12 protein-coding genes are annotated in these 17,080 nt (G+C 66.6%); 6 read left to right on the top strand and 6 right to left on the bottom strand.

Translation table 11 applies throughout. The annotated features are described in order from the left end of the window. Positions 1–812: 812 nt before the first annotated feature. The 5 genes from CA236_RS15380 to CA236_RS15360 are packed head-to-tail and all read left to right on the top strand — an operon-like array spanning position 813 to position 7,199. Positions 813–3,242: a TonB-dependent receptor gene (locus CA236_RS15380; protein ID WP_125946248.1), complete on the top strand. Its 2,430-nt coding sequence runs from the start codon at positions 813–815 to the stop codon at positions 3,240–3,242. Positions 3,243–3,256: 14 nt separating this feature from the next. Then, entirely contained in the window at positions 3,257–4,624 is a 1,368-nt protein-coding gene (locus CA236_RS15375) for an LLM class flavin-dependent oxidoreductase (protein ID WP_125946247.1), read from the top strand. Then, the gene (locus tag CA236_RS15370) at positions 4,621–5,589 is read left to right on the top strand and encodes an aliphatic sulfonate ABC transporter substrate-binding protein (protein WP_125946246.1); all 969 of its coding nucleotides are present in this window, start codon (positions 4,621–4,623) and stop codon (positions 5,587–5,589) included. The genes CA236_RS15375 and CA236_RS15370 overlap by 4 nt, the downstream gene beginning before the upstream one ends. A gap of 10 nt (positions 5,590–5,599) precedes the next feature. Further along, a complete protein-coding gene (locus CA236_RS15365; RefSeq protein ID WP_125946245.1) occupies positions 5,600–6,457 on the top strand; it encodes an ABC transporter permease subunit in 858 nt (285 codons plus the stop codon). Then, a complete protein-coding gene (locus CA236_RS15360; protein ID WP_125946244.1) occupies positions 6,444–7,199 on the top strand; it encodes an ATP-binding cassette domain-containing protein in 756 nt (251 codons plus the stop codon). The genes CA236_RS15365 and CA236_RS15360 overlap by 14 nt, the downstream gene beginning before the upstream one ends. 45 nt (positions 7,200–7,244) lie before the next feature. Here the strand turns inward: CA236_RS15360 and ssuD are convergent, their stop codons facing one another. From ssuD to CA236_RS15330, 6 genes are all read right to left on the bottom strand, one after another. Beyond that, on the bottom strand, positions 7,245–8,393 hold the full coding sequence (gene ssuD, locus CA236_RS15355) for an FMNH2-dependent alkanesulfonate monooxygenase (RefSeq protein ID WP_125946243.1): 1,149 nt from the start codon (positions 8,391–8,393) through the stop codon (positions 7,245–7,247). Continuing rightward, the gene (locus CA236_RS15350) at positions 8,390–9,325 is read right to left on the bottom strand and encodes a TauD/TfdA family dioxygenase (protein WP_125946242.1); all 936 of its coding nucleotides are present in this window, start codon (positions 9,323–9,325) and stop codon (positions 8,390–8,392) included. The genes ssuD and CA236_RS15350 overlap by 4 nt, the downstream gene beginning before the upstream one ends. A gap of 164 nt (positions 9,326–9,489) precedes the next feature. Then, the gene (locus CA236_RS18960; RefSeq protein ID WP_206430597.1) at positions 9,490–10,482 is read right to left on the bottom strand and encodes a nuclease; all 993 of its coding nucleotides are present in this window, start codon (positions 10,480–10,482) and stop codon (positions 9,490–9,492) included. 16 nt (positions 10,483–10,498) lie between these two features. Next, on the bottom strand, positions 10,499–11,698 hold the full coding sequence (locus CA236_RS15340; RefSeq protein WP_241212698.1) for a YdcF family protein: 1,200 nt from the start codon (positions 11,696–11,698) through the stop codon (positions 10,499–10,501). Beyond that, complete coding sequence (locus CA236_RS15335; RefSeq protein WP_125946241.1) at positions 11,695–14,193, bottom strand: TonB-dependent receptor; 2,499 nt, start codon at positions 14,191–14,193, stop codon at positions 11,695–11,697. Before CA236_RS15335 ends, CA236_RS15340 begins: the two co-directional genes overlap by 4 nt. A gap of 178 nt (positions 14,194–14,371) precedes the next feature. Further along, positions 14,372–16,471, bottom strand: a complete 2,100-nt coding sequence (locus tag CA236_RS15330) for a TonB-dependent receptor (RefSeq protein WP_125946240.1) — start codon at positions 16,469–16,471, stop codon at positions 14,372–14,374. A gap of 116 nt (positions 16,472–16,587) precedes the next feature. Here CA236_RS15330 and nikR point away from each other — a divergent pair, with 116 nt between their 5' ends. Continuing rightward, positions 16,588–17,067: a nickel-responsive transcriptional regulator NikR gene (nikR, locus tag CA236_RS15325; RefSeq protein ID WP_046407725.1), complete on the top strand. Its 480-nt coding sequence runs from the start codon at positions 16,588–16,590 to the stop codon at positions 17,065–17,067. Positions 17,068–17,080 lie beyond the last annotated feature (13 nt).

Here is a 17,080-nt window from a genome sequence, read left to right as displayed (position 1 = left end):
GTCGCGAACATCAAGCCGGGAGCGCAGCTGACATGCCTCACGCCCAACCCGTGAGCGGACCATGGCGAACCCGATCCGGTTTGCCTCGGCCAGGGCCGAGAGACGATCGGGAAATTCAGAGCGCGATGTCTTGATCGGGCGACTTGTTGCGCCCGAACATAGATGGAAAGTATAAACGGGCATGTTGCAGGAATTCGCGGCGCTTTTCCCGGTTCCTGAAGACCAACACCTGTTAATACGATCGCCGCAGGCATCCAGTAACTATGCGTAATCATGCAACGCGCTCGATAACGACGCCTGCTGATATTCTATATTGATCTTTGTCTATATCGGGCAGTCGGCAGCAGTGCTTGGCCAAGCGATCCGGGCAGTCTGTCACGTGCCCGGGGGGTATGGGAGGGGATCACCCCTGCCGTAAGCGGGGACTTCCCGCCGTCAGGCCGTGGCAGAGCGACGCTGCGGCGCGACGCCGACCGCCGGCGTAGCGCGAAGCAGATCTCTCGACCGGTGAACCAAAGCTATCTTGCCGTTAATTCCTACTGGTTCAGTATGGATTCAACGGAGGCCGCCCGACTGCGGCCCGCGGCGTTTGATGGGATCAGCTTGCTCCGCGTCACCAACGGCTAAAGCGCACCCGGCGTGTCGACTGGCGACACGGCGCGTGTCCCCGCATCTCGGGAGAACGAGCATGGTCGACCCGCCGCGCTAGGCCGCTTCACGCATTCATCGTCAGCGTCCGCCCACTCGCCAGCATGACTGGCGGGCAACGAGCGCGCGCGCCGATTAAAGATCGATAAAGGGACCATATCGCGATGCCCCTGCCTCTCACTGCCTGGCTGCTGGCCAGCGCAGGCAGCATTTCTGCGCCCTCCATTCATACCGCCACCGCCCCGGACACTCTTCGACCCGCGGCGGAGGCGGCCGCCCCGGGCAACGACCCCGCAACCACAACCCCATCCGCTGTCTCTGCCGACAGTGGTTCCGACATTCTCGTCACCGCGCGGCGCCGCGCGGAGAGCGTCCAGGACGTGCCGCTCGCCATCAGCGTGCTGGGCGGCGAGGCGCTGGAGCAGAAAGGCGCCTATCACCTCCAGCAGATCTATCAGGAGGTGCCGAGCCTGACGGTCTATACCTCGAACCCGCGCAACGTGACGGTCAACATCCGCGGCCTTGGATCGAACGTCGCCACGGCGAACAACGGGCTGGACCTCGGCGTCGGCTTCTACGTCGACGACGTTTATTATGCGCGCGTCGGCCAGTCTGGCTTCGACCTGGTGGACCTCGACAGGGTCGAGATCCTGCGCGGGCCGCAAGGCACCCTGTTCGGCCGTAACACCACGGCGGGCGCAATCGTCGTCACCACCAAGCGGCCCAGCTTCACTCCGGAGGCATCAGGGGACGTTTCGGTCGGCAATTACGGGCTGTTCCAGGCGCGCGGATCGCTTTCCGGACCGGTCGCGACGAACGTCGCCGGGCGCCTGTCGTTTGAAGCGACGAAGCGCGACGGCTTCCTGCGCAACATCTTCCAGGATCGCCGCGTCCACGATTTTCAGAACTATACCGTGCGCGGGCAATTGTTGTTCACGCCGACTGAAGCGCTGACCGTGCGCATCATCGGCGATTATGCCCGGCAGGAGCAGAATTGCTGCGTTCCGGTGCTCCTCGGATCGCTCGCCGCTTATGACAATGGCGCGCCGATCGCCTTCAACTATGCCCAGCGGATCGCGCAGTTCGGCTACACCCCGCCGCTCGCCGACCCCAAGGATCGCATCACCGACAGCGACTGGCTGGGCCCGATCCGCATGGAACAGGGCGGCGTGCAGGTGAACGCGGAATATGATTTCGGCGGGGCTACGCTGACCTCTGTCTCCGCGGCGCGCTTCTGGAACTGGACGCCGCGCAACGACCCTGATTATTCGGCCCTCAACATATCGCTGGAGGGTAATCAGTACGACCGCCAGCGGCAGTTCAGCCAGGAATTTCGTCTTGCCTCCAGCGGCCGGCGAACGCTCGACTGGGTGGTGGGGCTCTATGCCTTCCACCAGAAAATTCCCGGTTGGTTCATCAACGAATATGGCCGCGACGCGGGCGAATTTCTCATTGCGCCGGGCACCGCCGGCCTGACGCCGGCACAACGCCGCGCCACGTTGGAAGGCACCTACACTTACGCGTCCTCGGAGCCAAAGACGACAAGCGTTGCGGCGTTCGGCCAGGGTGTGCGGCACCTGACCGACGCGGTCGATCTGACGGTCGGCCTGCGGTACACGCATGAGCGCAAATACGGCTTCTACGAGCAGGTGCGCGGCGGCGGGTCACCGCTTGCGACCTTGACCCCGGCGCAGATCGCGCTGCGCAACGCCTACACGCCCATTTACGCGCGCTACGATCTCGATCGCAGCTGGGGCGACCTTTCCGGCACTGCGAGCCTGTCGGGCAAGTTGGGCGAGGACGCGCTGGTCTATGTCACCTATGCGCGCGGGCAGAAATCAGGCGGGCTGAACTTCGCCACCCTGCCGCTATCTCCGGACGGTGCGCCGCTGCTGGATCTCGCAGTGGTCTCGCCGGAGAAGGTCGACAATTACGAGGTCGGCCTGAAGAGCGAATGGTTCGACCGGCGCCTCACGGCCAATTTCTCGGCGTTCCTGACCGACGTCTCCAACTATCAGTCGACGATCGTCGACGCGAGCGTGGTGCCGCCCCGCGCATATATCGCCAACGTCGGCGATGTCAGATCCTATGGCATCGAGGGCGATGTGCGGGCGCGTCCTGTCGCGGGTCTGTCGCTCTATGCCAGCGGCACCTGGAACCCGGCCGAATACCGCCGCTATTCCAACGCGCAATGCCCGTTCGAGATACGGGCGCCGGGGCAACCCACGGTGTGCGACCTGTCCGGCCGCCGCCTGCCCGCGGCGCCGCGCTGGGCCTGGTCGGCAGGCGCCAGCTATGACGCGGCGCTGAGCGACACCGTCACCGGCTTCGTCGGCGCGGACTATGCGTACCGTTCGTCCTTCTACACGACGTACAACCTCAGCCGCTTCTCACTGGTGGAGGGCTTTGGCCTCCTCAACGCGCGGCTCGGCGTGCGCGGCAAGGACGGCCGCTGGGAAGCGTCGCTGTGGTCCCGCAACCTGCTGAACAAGCTGTATTTCTACTCAAAGGGCATCAGCGAGAACGGCGCCGTCTTCTACGGCCAGCCCGGCGATCCGCGCACCTTCGGCCTCACCTTGCGTCACCGTCTCTGACCAGGAGAACAACCATGACCAAACGCACCGACACGATCCGCCTGGGCGCTTTCCTGATGGCAACGGGCCACCATGTCGCCGCGTGGCGGCACCCGCGCGCCGCCAAGGATGCAGGCGTCGACATCGAGCATTACGTCTCGCTCGCGCAAAAGGCCGAGGCGGCGAAATTCGACATGATGTTCCTGGCCGACAGCCAGGGCGGCTTCGTCGATCGGGACGATCCGGAAAGCATCGCACGCATGGCGGGCGTCGCCGGGTTCGAGCCGATCACGCTGCTGAGCGCGATTGCGGCTCGGACGCAGCGCATCGGCCTCGTCGCGACGGCGACCACGACCTACTATCCGCCGTTCCTCCTCGCTCGCCTGTTCGCCTCGCTCGACACTGTCAGCGGCGGCCGGGCGGCGTGGAACCTCGTCACGTCCGCCGCGGCAGGCGAGGCGCAGAATTTCGGGCTGGAGCAGCATCCCGAACCGGAGGTTCGCTACGCCCGCGCCGCCGAATTCGCCGCGGTGGTAAAGGGTTTGTGGGAAAGCTGGGAGGATGATGCCTTCCCGCGCGATCGCGACAGCGGCCTCTTCGCCGATCCGTCGAAGCTCCACATCCTCGGCCACAAGGGCGCGCATCTTTCGGTGGCCGGGCCGCTCAACGTGCCGCGGTCGCCGCAAGGGCACCCCGTCGTGGTCCAGGCGGGCTCGTCCGAACCGGGGCGCGAGCTTGCGGCCGCGACTGCCGAAGTGGTGTTCACCGCGCATCAGACGCTCGCCTCCGCCGCAGACTTCTACGCCGATGTGAAGGGCCGGATGGCGCGCCACGGGCGGCGGCCCGAGACGCTGAAGATCATGCCCGGTGTCATGGCTGTTGTAGGCGACAGCGAGCGCCACGCGCGCGAGAAGTACGAGGAGCTCCAGGCCCTCGTCCATCCCGAGATCGGCAAACGGTTCCTCGCCCGGCTGTTCGAGGACGATCGCCTGCTGGAGCATGACGAGAACCAGCCGCTTCCCGAGTGGGTGCAGGTCGACGGGCGCAAGAGCCGCCCGGCGCTGCTTCTGGACATGGCGCGGCGGGAGGACCTTACCGCCCGCGAGCTTCACCTGCGTGTCACCGGCGCGCGCGGCCATTGGACGATCTTCGGCGATGCCGGGCAGATCGCCGACCAGCTTGAATCCTGGTTCGATGGCCATGGGGCGGACGGCTTCAACGTGATGCCGCCGCACCTGCCGGACCATTTGGATGACTTCATCGCCGAGGTGCTGCCCGAATTGCGCCGCCGCGGCCGCTTCCGCACCGATTATGAAGGAACGACGCTGCGGGAGAACCTGGGCCTGCCCTTTCCGGAGCACCCCGCCCGAAGAGCGGCCGCGCTGGCGGAGGCGGCGGAATGAGGCGCCGTGCAGTGCTGGCCGGCACGCTGGCGCTGATGCTCGCCGCCTGCGGCACGGGTGACAGCACAGGCACAGGCAAGGGCCTGACCATCGGTGTCCAGAAGGGCGGCGTGCTGTTCGTCGCGAAGGAGCGTGGCGCGGTAGAGAAGACGCTCGCGGCACAGGGCATTGCGCCGGTACGATGGGTAGAATTCCCCTCCGGCCCGCCCCTGATCGAGGCGATGCGCGCAGGCTCGGTCGATATCGGCGCGGTGGGCGATACGCCGGTCGCCTATGCGCAGGCGTCGGGATCGGACATCGTCTATGTCGCGACGCACAGCTTCCCCAGCGCGATCACCGGCGGACTGATCGTGCCACGCCGGTCGCCGGTGCGCACCGCCGCTGACCTCAAGGGCAAGCGCCTCGCCTTCACCAAGGGCTCGGCCAGCGAGCTCAGCGCGGTCATCGCGCTGAAGAAACACGGGCTGACGCTGAAGGACGTGACGCCGGTGTACCTGGCGCCGGGCGACGCAATGACCGCGTTCAGCAACGGGTCGATCGATGCCTGGATCACTTGGGATCCCTACCGCGGGCTCGCCGAGGAGCGGCATGGCGCACGCGAGGTCCCGATCGACCGGGCCGGCCTTGCCTCCACCGTCTTCTACATCGCCCGCGGCGCGATAGTGAAGGAACGGCCGGAAGCGATCACCGCCACACTCGACGCGCTGAGAGGCGAAGCTGCCTGGGCGCGGGCGAACCTGGACGCGGTGAGCAAGCTGTCCGCCGCCGCGACCCGCCTCCCGCTCGCCGTCCAGCAGAAGATGCTGGCGCGCTACAGCGGGGCGGCCTTTGTCGTCGATCCGGTCACGCCGGTCGACATCGCCAACCAGCAGCGTGTCGCCGATTATCTGACGGAGGCGGGCGTGCTGAACCGCAAGCTGGACGCCGGCGCCATCGCCTGGACCGGCTGGACCCCGAAAAGCTGAGGAGACGATCATGGCCAGTCTCGCCCCCATACTGACACGTGCCGATGCCCCTGCGAGCCCGCCTGGACCGTCACGCACCACTTCCCCGGCACCAGCGGGCTCATGGCTCGCCCGCACACGCTGGACCCCCGCGTTCCTGCCGGTGCTGCTGCTCGCCACCTGGCAGCTCGCCTCGACGACCGGTGCGTTGCCGGCGACGATCCTCCCCGCCCCCACCGCAGTGATCGATGTCGGGGGTGAGCTGATCCGCGACGGCACGCTGATCGCCAACCTGGGCGTCAGCGCGGCACGCGCGCTGGTTGGTCTCCTGGCGGGCGGCACGATCGCCCTCGCGCTTGGCCTTGCCACCGCATTGTCGCCGGGGCTCCGCCGCCTGCTGGATCCGACGTTGCAGGCGGTGCGGACCATTCCGCACCTCGCGCTGATCCCGCTCGTCATCCTCTGGTTCGGGATCGACGAAGGGGCGAAGATCCTGCTGGTCGGGTGGGGCGTGTTCTTTCCCATCTATCTCAACACCTACCACGGTGTGACCTCCGTTGACCCGGGGTTGATCGAGATGGGGCGGGTGTACGGGATGCGGCGCATGACCCTGTTTCGCCGCGTGATCCTGCCCGGCGCGCTGCCGTCGATCCTGGTCGGCCTGCGCTTCGCGCTGGGCATCATGTGGCTGACGCTGATCGTTGCGGAGACGATCGCGGCCAATTCGGGCATCGGCTACATGGCGAACCAGGCCCGCGAGTTCAGCCAGACCGACGTGATCGTCCTCGCGATCCTGGTCTATGCCTGCCTCGGCAAGCTCGCCGACAGCATCACGCGCCTGATCGAACGGCGCTTCCTGCGCTGGAACCCGGCTTATGGAGTACGCTGACATAGCCACCGTCCATACCCTTGCCCGCGCGGCCGCGCAGGGCGGCGCGACGATCACGATCCGCGGCCTCGGCATTGCGTTCGGCAGCAATCGCGTGATCGACGCGCTCGACCTGGATGTCGCGGCTGGCGACTTCGTCTCGATCGTGGGCCGGTCCGGCTGCGGCAAGAGCACGCTGCTGCGCGCGATCACCGGGCTGGAGCAACCCGATGGCGGCGCGATCGACACCGATCGCGATCGCACCCGCGTCGTCTTTCAGGAACCGCGACTGCTGCCCTGGGCCAGCGTGCTCGACAATGTCGTGGTGGGCGCTGAGGGCACACCGGCCCAAAAGCGCGAGCAGGCGGTCGAGGCGCTCGCGCTTGTCGGCCTGACCGAAAAGGCGGGCGAATGGCCCTCGCGCCTGTCAGGTGGCCAACGCCAGCGCATCGCGCTGGCCCGCGCGCTCGTCAGCCGGCCACGGCTCCTCTTGCTGGATGAGCCGCTCGGCGCACTTGATGCGTTGACGCGGATCGAAATGCAGCGGCTGATCGAACGGGTCTGGCTGAACCAGGGCTTCACCGCGCTGCTGGTGACGCATGATGTGACCGAAGCAGTGACGCTGGGCAATCGCGTGGTGATCATGGAAGGCGGGCGGATCACGCTCGATCGGGCCATCCCGGCGGGCCGGCCGCGTCGCCATGGCGATACGGGGCTGGCACTGATCGAGGGTGAGATACTGGAACGACTGCTGGAGCAATAAGGCGGCAACGCGCCCCTCCTCCCTGCGGCGGAGGGGAGCAATTGCTCAGCTCGCCGCGGCCTGCCGCAATGTGGTGAAGGGTAATTGCGGCGCCGCTTCCTGCGCCTTCGGGCCGTTTACCAGATTGAGATGCGGGAACAGGAGCTCGGCCACCCGATAGGCCTCCTCGAGATGCGGATAGTCCGAACCGATCACGGTATCGATGCCGATCGCGGCATATTCCTCCAGCCGCTCGGCGATCGTTGCGGGGTCGCCCACCAGCGCGGTGCCGGCACCCGTCCGCACCAGCCCGATGCCGGCCCACAGGTTCGGGCTGACCTCCAGATCCGCGCGATTGCCCTTGTGAAGATCCCGCATCCGGACTTGGCCTACCGACTCAGTGCGCGCCAGCGCCGCCTGAAAGCGGGCGATATCATCGTCGGTGACATGGCGGATGAGGTCGTTCGCCGCGTCCCATGCCTCGGCTTCCGTCTCGCGCACGATGAAGTGCAGCCGGACGCCGAAGCGGATGGTGCGCCCACGCGCCGCCGCCCGGGCGCGCACGTCGTCGATCACGTCCTTCAGTTGGGCAGGCGGCTCGCCCCACGCCAGATAAACGTCGACATGCTCGGCCGCGATCTCCCGCGCGATGTCGGAGGAACCCCCGAACCAGATCGGCGCATGCGGCTTCTGCACGAACGGGAATTCCAGCCGGCCCTTGCGGATCGACAGGTACTTCCCCTCGCGCGTCACCGTCTCACCGCGGCCCAGGGCGCGGAAGATATCGAGGAACTCGGCCGTCTGTTCGTATCGCTCGCGGTGATCGAGGAAGATCCCGTCCCTCGCCAGCAACTCGCTGCTGCCGCCGGTGACGACGTTGAGCAGAAGCCGCCCGTCGCTGATGCGATCCAGCGCCACCGCCTGCCGAACCGACTCCGCCGGCAGCGTGAGCCCCGGCCGCAGCGCAACCAACAACCGCAGCCGCTCGGTCACCGGCGCGAGGCTCGCGGCCGTGATCCACGCATCGGCGCAATGCGATCCGGTGGGCATCAGCGCGCCGGAGAAGCCGAGCTGGTCTGCGGCGATTGCCACCTGTTTCAGATAGCCCGGCGTCGCCGCGCGCGCGCCATCGGTAGAGGCCAGATACCTCTGGTCCCCGGCTGAGGGCAGGAACCAGAGGAAGTCGAGCGGGCTGCGGCCGGCGGCCGCGGTCATTCTGCGGCCTCCAGCAAGGCCTCGTCGGCCTCCGGCCGAATTGCGCGGCTGCGGCGGCCGTCGATCGACACCGGAACGTCACCGGCAATCGTGACCCGGCGGACCGTGCGGCGCTGCAGGCCGAAATCGGCCGTGGCGCGGTGCTGGGTAGCCCGATTGTCCCAGATCACCACGTCGCCTTCGCGCCAGCGCCAGCGGACGATATTCTCCGGCTGGAGAATATGGTTCTGAAGGATCTGGAACAGCGCCAGGCTGTCGGCCTGCCCGAGGCCGACGAACCGCTGCACGAAATGACCAAGCAGCAGCGTCCGTTCTCCGGTGACCGGATGAACACGTACCACCGGATGCTCGGTTTCGTGCACGACGCGGGCGAACACCTCGCGCTGGTAGCGGATCCGCTCTGCCGAGGATTCGGGACGCAGCGCCGCATAGTCATACGCGTTGGAGTGAACCGCCCAGAGCGTGTCGGCCAGCACGCGCAGCGGCTCCGGCAGCGCGTCGTAAGCAGCGGCCGTGTTTGCCCATTGCGTGTCGCCGCCCGCCTCCGGGATGGTTACGCCGCGCAGAATCGAGGCGGCCGGATAGGCCGGAACGAAGGTGACGTCGGTATGCCACGAGTTCGCGGCGCGCCCGTCGGTGGAATCGAGGTCGAGGATATGCTGCGTTCCCTGCCGCACCGGCACGGTCGGGTGGGACACCGGATCGCCAAAGCGCGCCGCAAATGCCTCTTGCCCGGCATCGTCCAGCTGGTGCTGACCACGGAAGAACAGCACCTTGTGCCGCGCGAGGGCCGCATGAAGGGCGTCATAGGTCTCGGGCGCAAGATCGGCGGAAAGCGCGATCCCGTGCACCTCGCCGCCGATGCGGCCCGCGACAGGGGTGATTGCCAGCGGGCTGGCAGGGTTGGGCGTGTTGATGAACTGAGTCCTCATTGGGCACCTCCTAATTCCTATCTTCTTGGTAGGATTAAGAGGAAGCCACGAAGAACGGCTTCATCCGTTGAAAGCCGAGCTAACGCGGTCGCAGCAGGGTGGGCGTGCCGCTTGCTGATGCGAGCATCCAGAGCGGCGGCCCGGTGGTTGTTCGCATCACCGCATCACCTTGGTCCTGCCGGTGCGGAGCCGGTCGCGGGATTGAATGCCGGGTTAGAGAAGTCCAGCGGCGCGGGGGTGATCTGCGCGGGCGGGCGGGCGCTTTCGGTCCACGCGCGCTGGAGCATGTCGCGCAGCATGGCGGCCCCGGCGGCGGTGCGTTCATAGACCAGCGCGCGCACCTCGCGATCGTTGCTGTCGGCAAAGCCGCTGCGTTTCTCCAGCGTGTAGACGTCGCGGACCTTGTCGCCGGATTCGTTCACGTAGCGCAGGACATGGTCGAACAGGTCGCCGCTCTGCCGCGCGGGCGCGCCGATGCGGGGGCCGATGTCGGCGGGCGTCAGCGCCATGGCGTCGACGAACCGGCTTTCGAACCGGCCATGAACGCTGCGGTCGGTGGTGAAGCCATCGGGATTGTCGCCGCGCCAGCCATCCGAATGGATCGAATTGTGCATCGGATTGGCCGCGTCGCCGATATAATGGCCGAGCCGCGTCACGTCGAAGGCGCAATTCTGCTCCGCAAAGGTGGGGTCGCGGCGTTCGGCCGTAAGCCGGCGCACATGGCGCATGCACACCACGATCCGGTCATAGGCCTCCATCGCGGCATAGGGCAGCGTGCCCGTCCAGCGGACGTTGGTGCGCGCGGCGCGTTCCGGATCGCTGGCCTTGATGCGCAGATGCTCGTCATACAGCGCCAGGACGAATTCGTAGCGGCTGCGCGGGATCGTCTTCATGAAGGTGAATTGTTCGCGAAACCAGCCGTGGTTGGGATCCTCGCTGATCTTGGAAAAGCCCTCGGCATTGCCGCGCCAGCCGTCGGGTTGCGAGGCGGAGGCGGCGATATAGTCAACGTGCTTCTTGAGGAAGACGGGCCCGTCGGCGGGGATCGCCGCGATCGCGGCGGTATCGATGACGGCGTGGCCGCGCTCACCCCAGGCAAGGGCGGGCTGGGACGTGAAGGCGAAGAGGCCGAGCGCGGCCGCGAGCAGATGGCGCATGAGGATTTTTCCGTGTTCAGGGGTCGAGCGGGTCGCGCGGGTCGATCCGCGCCGCGGCGGCGGCGGGGCGCCATTCGATCGCGGTCGGGCTGAGCCGGGCGCCGGCAATGCCGGGCGCATAGCCAAGCTCGCGCTTGTTGCGGGCGACGAATTCGGCGCTGCCGATCGCGGCGCTCTGGATCGGGTTGGAGATGACCAACGTGTCCTGCGTCAGCGGCGCGCCCATCGCGATCAGCAGCCGGGCGGCGTTGCGCATGTTGGTGGTGGTGTGCCGGGCGTGCGGCTCGATCACGATCCGGTCGGCGGGAATGCCATAGCGATCGATGAGCGCCTGGCGCATTTCGACCGCCTCGACGAACGGCGTATTGAACGGATGCGCGCGGCCACCGGAGACGATGATGAACGCCGCGTCACCGCGCGCGAACTGCTGCGCTGCGAGCCGCAGATGATATTTGCCGCCGGGGCTAAGCGGCATGTCGTCGAGCTCCGGCCCGATGCCGGTGACGACCAGCGCGCTGTAGCGGAAGGCACGCCAGTCGGTCTGCCGGGCGCGCGCAAAGGCCGCCTCGTTCAGCCCGCTGCCGAGCGGCAGGAAGGCCGCGGCATCGGTGCGGGTGCTGCCGTCAAGCAGCGCCAGCGCGAAGTCGAACGAGGTGTCGAAGCCCTGCAACGAGCCCGCGCGCGGCGTCTGCGCCATCCACTGCGCGGCGTGCAGCCACGCCCGCCGTTCTTGCGGACTGATGCTGCCCGCGCCGTCGATCACGGGATAGGCAGGCACCTGGCCAAGGCCATAGGTGCCGAGGATCACGTTGACGCCCTGAAGCTCGCGGGTGGCCTGCGCCGCGATCCCATCGTCGAACGCCGGCAAGCCGCCCGGCAGGGCCGCGGTGACCGCGGCGATCTCGTCCTCGCGCCACATCAATGCCTGCGCGATGCAGCCCGGCTCCTGCCGGCACGCGGCGACGCGCTCGGCGCGGGCAGCGATCAGCGATGCCACCGCGGGCTGGCGCGACAATGCGGCCAGCGCCTTGCCGTCACTGCCAAGCGCGGTGAACAGCGGAAAGAGTCGCTGCGACAAGGCCTGGAGCGCCTTGTCTGCGACCGGAGCCTGCTCAGCCCTGGCTCCAGACCCAGCCGCAGCCGACGCCGCGCCCAGCGGCACCGCGCAGGCGGCGACGAACGCCGCCGCCTGCATGGAGAACCGCCAGCGGCTCACCAGTTGAGCCCCACGACCAGGCGGACGTTGCGGCCGAAGATCGGGCGGCCATAGATCGCCTCCGTGCTCCCCTGCCCGGCCAGCGCGTCGGTGCGGGTGTTGCCTTCGGTCAGGCCCTTCTGGTTGAACAGATTATCGCCGACGACCTGCAGCTTCCACTGCCCGCGGACCATCGTCACGCCCGCACCGACCGTGCCGTACGCCGGCAGCGCGGTGTTGTTGTAGAGGTCGACGAACCGCTTCCCCATGTAGGTGTAGCGGCCGTAGATCGAGATGTCCGTCTCCCCGCTGGTGAAGTCGAACGACGGGCGGATGTTGCCGTACACCTTGGGCTGGCGGACGATCTGATTGCCCTCGACCTGCTCCGGATCGGCGCCTGTCGCGCTGGCGAAGTTCTTGTACTTGGGGTCACTCACCGTCAGCGAGGCATTGAGCGTGAACCATGGGGTGAGCGAAAGCGCACCGTCCAGCTCGACGCCCAGGATCTTCGCCTCGCCGATGAAGGGCACGTTCACGTCGTTGCGGCCAGTCGTCGGGTCATAGGCCAGGAACGAGGCGTTCAGCGGGTCGAAGTTGGAATAGAAGCCGGTTGCGTACAGGTACGAACGGCCGCTCGCGAGCTTCAGCCCGACCTCATATTGGTCGGCGACGGTGGTGATGTAGACCGGGTTGGGGTTCACATCCATCGCCGCCTGGACGTTGGGCGGCGTTTCGAGGTGCGAGGCGCGCGCGTACACGCCGATGTTGCCGTTGAAATCGTAATTGGCGCCGACCGTCCAGTTGGTCGCCTCGGTCTTCAGCTTGCGGTTGAGGATGACGCCGGTGAACCCGCGCGTCGCATCATCGGCCAGCGTGGTCCCATCGCCGAGGTTGACCTGATCGGTGAGCGCGCCCCAGCCGCGATAATCATAGCGTTCGTGCCGGATGCCGGCATCGAGCCGCAGCCCCGGGACGATCTCCCACGTGTCGTTCGCATAGATGGCGAACATCGATGCGTCGGAATCACCCTGGTTGAGCGTCGCGGCATAGTTCAGCACGCCGTTGTCGGTGACGCGGCCGATCTCGACGCCGGTGGGGCTGTAGGCGACCAGGTCCAGCGTGCGCGGCGTGCCCGCCACCTCGATCAGGTAATTCTGATAGGCGTAGAAGCGATCCTGGCCATAGAGGCTGCCATAGAGACCGGCCGTCAGATCATGGCTGCCAAGCCCGGTTTCGAACCGCTTCGACACCGACAGATTGCCCTGCGCGGAATAGAAATCGGACGCGATGTCGCGATACTGGCCCTGCATGACGAGGCCCGACGCGGCCGACGGATCATAGACGGTATTGGTACCCGCCAGCGTATAGCCGAACGAGCCGATCGGGCCGAATGCGGCGGTCGCGCGCGCCAGGTAATCGGCGGCGAAGCTGCCGGCATCGGCCGGATTGGTGGTCGAATAGAAAGCGGTGAAGCGGTTCTTCCCCTCGGTGTAGCCGAGCTTGGCGGATAGCAGCCAGCCGTCGAAATCGCCCTCATATTGCGCGCCGATGTTGAACATCCGCATGTGGCGGCCGTCCGACAGGTCGGTGGTGCGGCTTTCCGTCTGCCCCTGGCCGTTGCGGTAGGGGATGGTGACGTTGCGGAACGCCGGCGAGTTCATCGTGCCGGTGAAATAATCGATGTACGGATCAAGGCTGACCGAGGGGTCACGCGGGTCGGCGATCGGGATCGGCAGGTAGAAGACGTTCTTGTCGTTGACGTAATTGGCGCTCAGCTTGACGAAGCCATTGCTGAGGTCGTGGCGGATGTTGGCGCGGATCTGGCCGCCGCGATCATTGGGGAAGCCGTTGTCGCGATAGCCGTCATGATGGCGGATGAACCCGCCAACCGCATAATAGGTGTCCTTGCCGAGCGGTCCCGACTGGAAGGCATCGAGACGGTAGAGGCCGGTATCGCCCAGCGTGATCTGCGCCCCACCCTCGGCCGTGGCGCTGCCCTCGCGGGTGATCGCGTTGATGATCGCGCCCGAATAGCTGGAGAACACCGGCGCCGGGCCGCCGCGCACCACTTCGACCCGCTTAGTCATCAGATCCTGCTTCAGGATCGCGTCGCCGCGGAAGAAGACGCCGTCATTCTCGTGGAACAGCGGCAGGCCGTCCTGCTGGAAGGAAACGAAGCCGCCGTCGTTCGGCAGGCCACGGATGCGATAGATGTTCTGCACTTCGCCGCCGGTGATCTCGGTCTGGAAACCGGGCAGCTGGCCGATCAGGTCGGCGAAATTGACCGGCGCGATCTTTTCGATTGCTGCCTGGTCGAGCGAGTTGATGGCGTAGGACGCATCGAAGCGGCGTTGTGCCCGCGACGTGCCGGTAACGATGATGTCCGACCCCGCGGTGTCATCGGCAGCCGCGGTCGCGGCGGTGCTGGCAACGGCAACCTGCGCCTGTGCAATGCCAGCCGTAAACGAACAAAGAGCGGCAACAGCGCCGCCCATCAAAAGAGCCTTACGCATTATTTCCCCTGTCAGGATCTTGTCTGATTTACCGCGACCGGTGCGCGTGCCTGTCGGGGGGGAAAATGACGCCGTGATGTAGGCTTTGTTTCACATCCGTTAAACGAAACAATGATTGCGCGGCGCGGGCGATTTCGGTGGCGAGGAAAGCCAAACCTGCGGCTCGGGCTGCGCGTCCCTCTCAGAAGCCGAGTTGCACGCCCACCCGCACGAAACGCGGCGCGCCGGTTCCCACCGAGCTCAGGGAGTTGAAGGTGGAGGCGTAAACCGTGTCGAACAGGTTATCGACGTTGAGATAGGCGCGGGAAGGAACGTGCAGCCAGCGGTCGAGATCATAAGAGACGCCGACGTCGACGATATCATAGGCCGGCGAGAAGAGCGTGTTGGCGGCATCCGCGGCGTAGGAACCGACGTGGCGGTAGGTCGCTTGCAGGCGCAGCCGCGGCAATGGTCGGACGGACGCATAGATCGTCAGCGCGTCGCGGGGGACGCCGGTGACGTGCTTTCCGATCAGCAGCGGGTCTAGGTTCTGGCGGACACGCGAGGTGGCATGGGCATAGACCGCGCGCAGTTCGACGGCGGCGCTCGGCCGCCACAGCGCGGACGCCTCCACGCCCCGGCGGCGCGTCTTGCCGAAATTGACGAACACGCCCGGCGCCGTGCTGGCGAATTCGTCGGAGGAATCGACGCGATAGACGACGGCATCCAGCTCCAGCCCCTCCGTCGGGGTCAGCTTGCCGCCCACTTCCACCTGGTCGATCGTATTGGGGTCCAGCCCCTGCGCCCCGGTCTGGAACTTGGCCTGCGCCTCGGGCAGCGCGAAGCCTTGCGCATAGCTGGTGCGCAGCTGCAGCCAGGGGGTGACCTGAGACCGGATGCCGGCCTTGGGGCTGAGATTGTCGACGTTGCGGAAGCGGCCGCAATTGCCGCCGGGCTGCTCGGGGCCATCGACCGTGCAATCGCCGGTGAACCGGTCATAGCGCAGCCCGAGCGACAGCTGGAGCAAAGGGTCGATCACCAGATTGGCCTCGGTAAAGGCGGAGACGCTGTTCAGCTTCAGCGTCCGGTCGAACTGCGCCGGGGCGGTGCGGCGGCGGAAGTTCAGATCGTCATAGAATTGATACTGCGTGTCCTCGCTGAACCCCTCCAGCCCGATCACGAAATCGAGCCGGCGATCGAACAGGTTGGTGGCGCCGTTCAGACTGGTGCCGACACCATAGACGGAGCGGTCATATCTCTCCTCACGCTGGCGCCAGATCGCGGTCGGCGCCGCCACGCCGCGGGTGAAGAAGCGGGTGAAATCCTGCTGCGTGGTATCGGCAAAGGCCAGCAACCTGACGTCGGGGAGAAGAGTGTAGGCAAGATCGGCGCGCAGCGTGGCGAAGTCCTTGCTGGACCCGTCGTTCTGCACCCGCGGGTCGATGCCATAGGGATCGGCGCGATATTGCGCGAGCGTCAGATAGCCTGGGGAGTCGCCCCGGGCATGCTGCCCGCGCGCCGACACCGACAGGTCGAGGCGGTCGCTGAGCGCAAGCGCGAGGCGGGCGGCCGCGGTGATCCGGTGGGCATCCGATTGCGGCCGAAAGCCGTCCGTCCGAAATGCTTGCGCGGCCGCGTTCAGCTGAACCTTGCTGCCCAGCGGCGTGCCCAGCGCGACCTGGGCATCGCCCGTGCCGAACCCGCCGCCGCTGACGTCGCCCTCCCAATAGCGGCCGCCCTTGCGCGTTTCGAACGCGATCAGCCCGCCGCGATTGAAATTGCCGTACAGCGCGGAGACGGGGCCGCGATAGATCGTCATCGCGCCGATCTCGAGCGGGACGAGGACGTTGGTATCGACATAGCCGTCGGCATGGCTGTTGGCTTCGTTGAGCGGGATGCCATCGATCACCATGCCGAGGTCGCCGCCATGCCCGCCGTTGCCAAAGCCGCGGATGACGATCTGGTTGGCGACGCCGGACAGGTTGTAATCGCGCACGTTCATGCCCGGCACTTCGCGGAAAATCTGTTCCACCTCGGTCAGCCGTCGGTCCTTGATCGCCTTGGTATCGAAGCTGGTGGAGGAGAAGGCGTTGTTGGCGCGAAGCCGCTGGCCCTTGACGACGATATCCGTCGCGCGATCGCCGTCCGTGTCATCCCCGGCGTCCCGAGGTGCGGAGCTGGCCGGTCGCTCCTGCGCCACAGCCGCCGTCGCTGTAAAGGCCCCGCAGGTGACGAGCCAGGCGAGCGCCCGCGGCAGCAGCGAGCCGTGCGGGCCTGCGGCGCCGATCTGCTGCTGCCCCATGTGCTGCTCGCCTCAGTAAGAGGTTTCCGAGCAACCTTCATACGCATTGCTGAATGGCCGCGAATTCGGCACTTTACGTATGCTTCTTGCCGGCCTCGTGTGATTGGATCACGTCCATGCAGCGCATCACCATTTCCGTCGGCGACCAGCTCAGTGCAGACCTGGACACGATACGGGCCGAGCGCGGGTACCAGACCCGGTCCGAGGCGGTGCGGGATCTGGTGCGCGACGGCATCGATCGCTGGCAGCAGGAAAATGAGATCGCAGCGATCTGCGTCGGCAACCTGTCCTATGTCTTTGACCGGCGCATTCGCCTGCTCGCCAAGCGGCTCGCCGAGATGCAGCACGCGAGCCATGACCTGATCGTCGCCACCACCGCGGTGCGGCTCGACCATTTCCACACGATGGAAAGCGTTCTGATGAGGGGGCCCGCCGCGGCGGTTCGGGCCTTTGCCGATCAGGTGCGCGCCGAACGCGGGGTGCGGTCAGGCGCGATCAATCTGCTGCGCGTCGACGCGCATGAGCATCATGAGCATCACGACGGGGCGGACGTTCATGTCCACGCCGGCCTGGCGCACCTGTCCCCCACCAACTGAGCGTCCGCGCGCG

Origin of the sequence: Sphingomonas sp. ABOLG (assembly GCF_003950435.1) — a bacterium.
GTDB classification, from domain to species: domain Bacteria; phylum Pseudomonadota; class Alphaproteobacteria; order Sphingomonadales; family Sphingomonadaceae; genus Sphingomonas; species Sphingomonas panaciterrae.
This window is presented reverse-complemented; position numbering and strand designations above follow the sequence as displayed.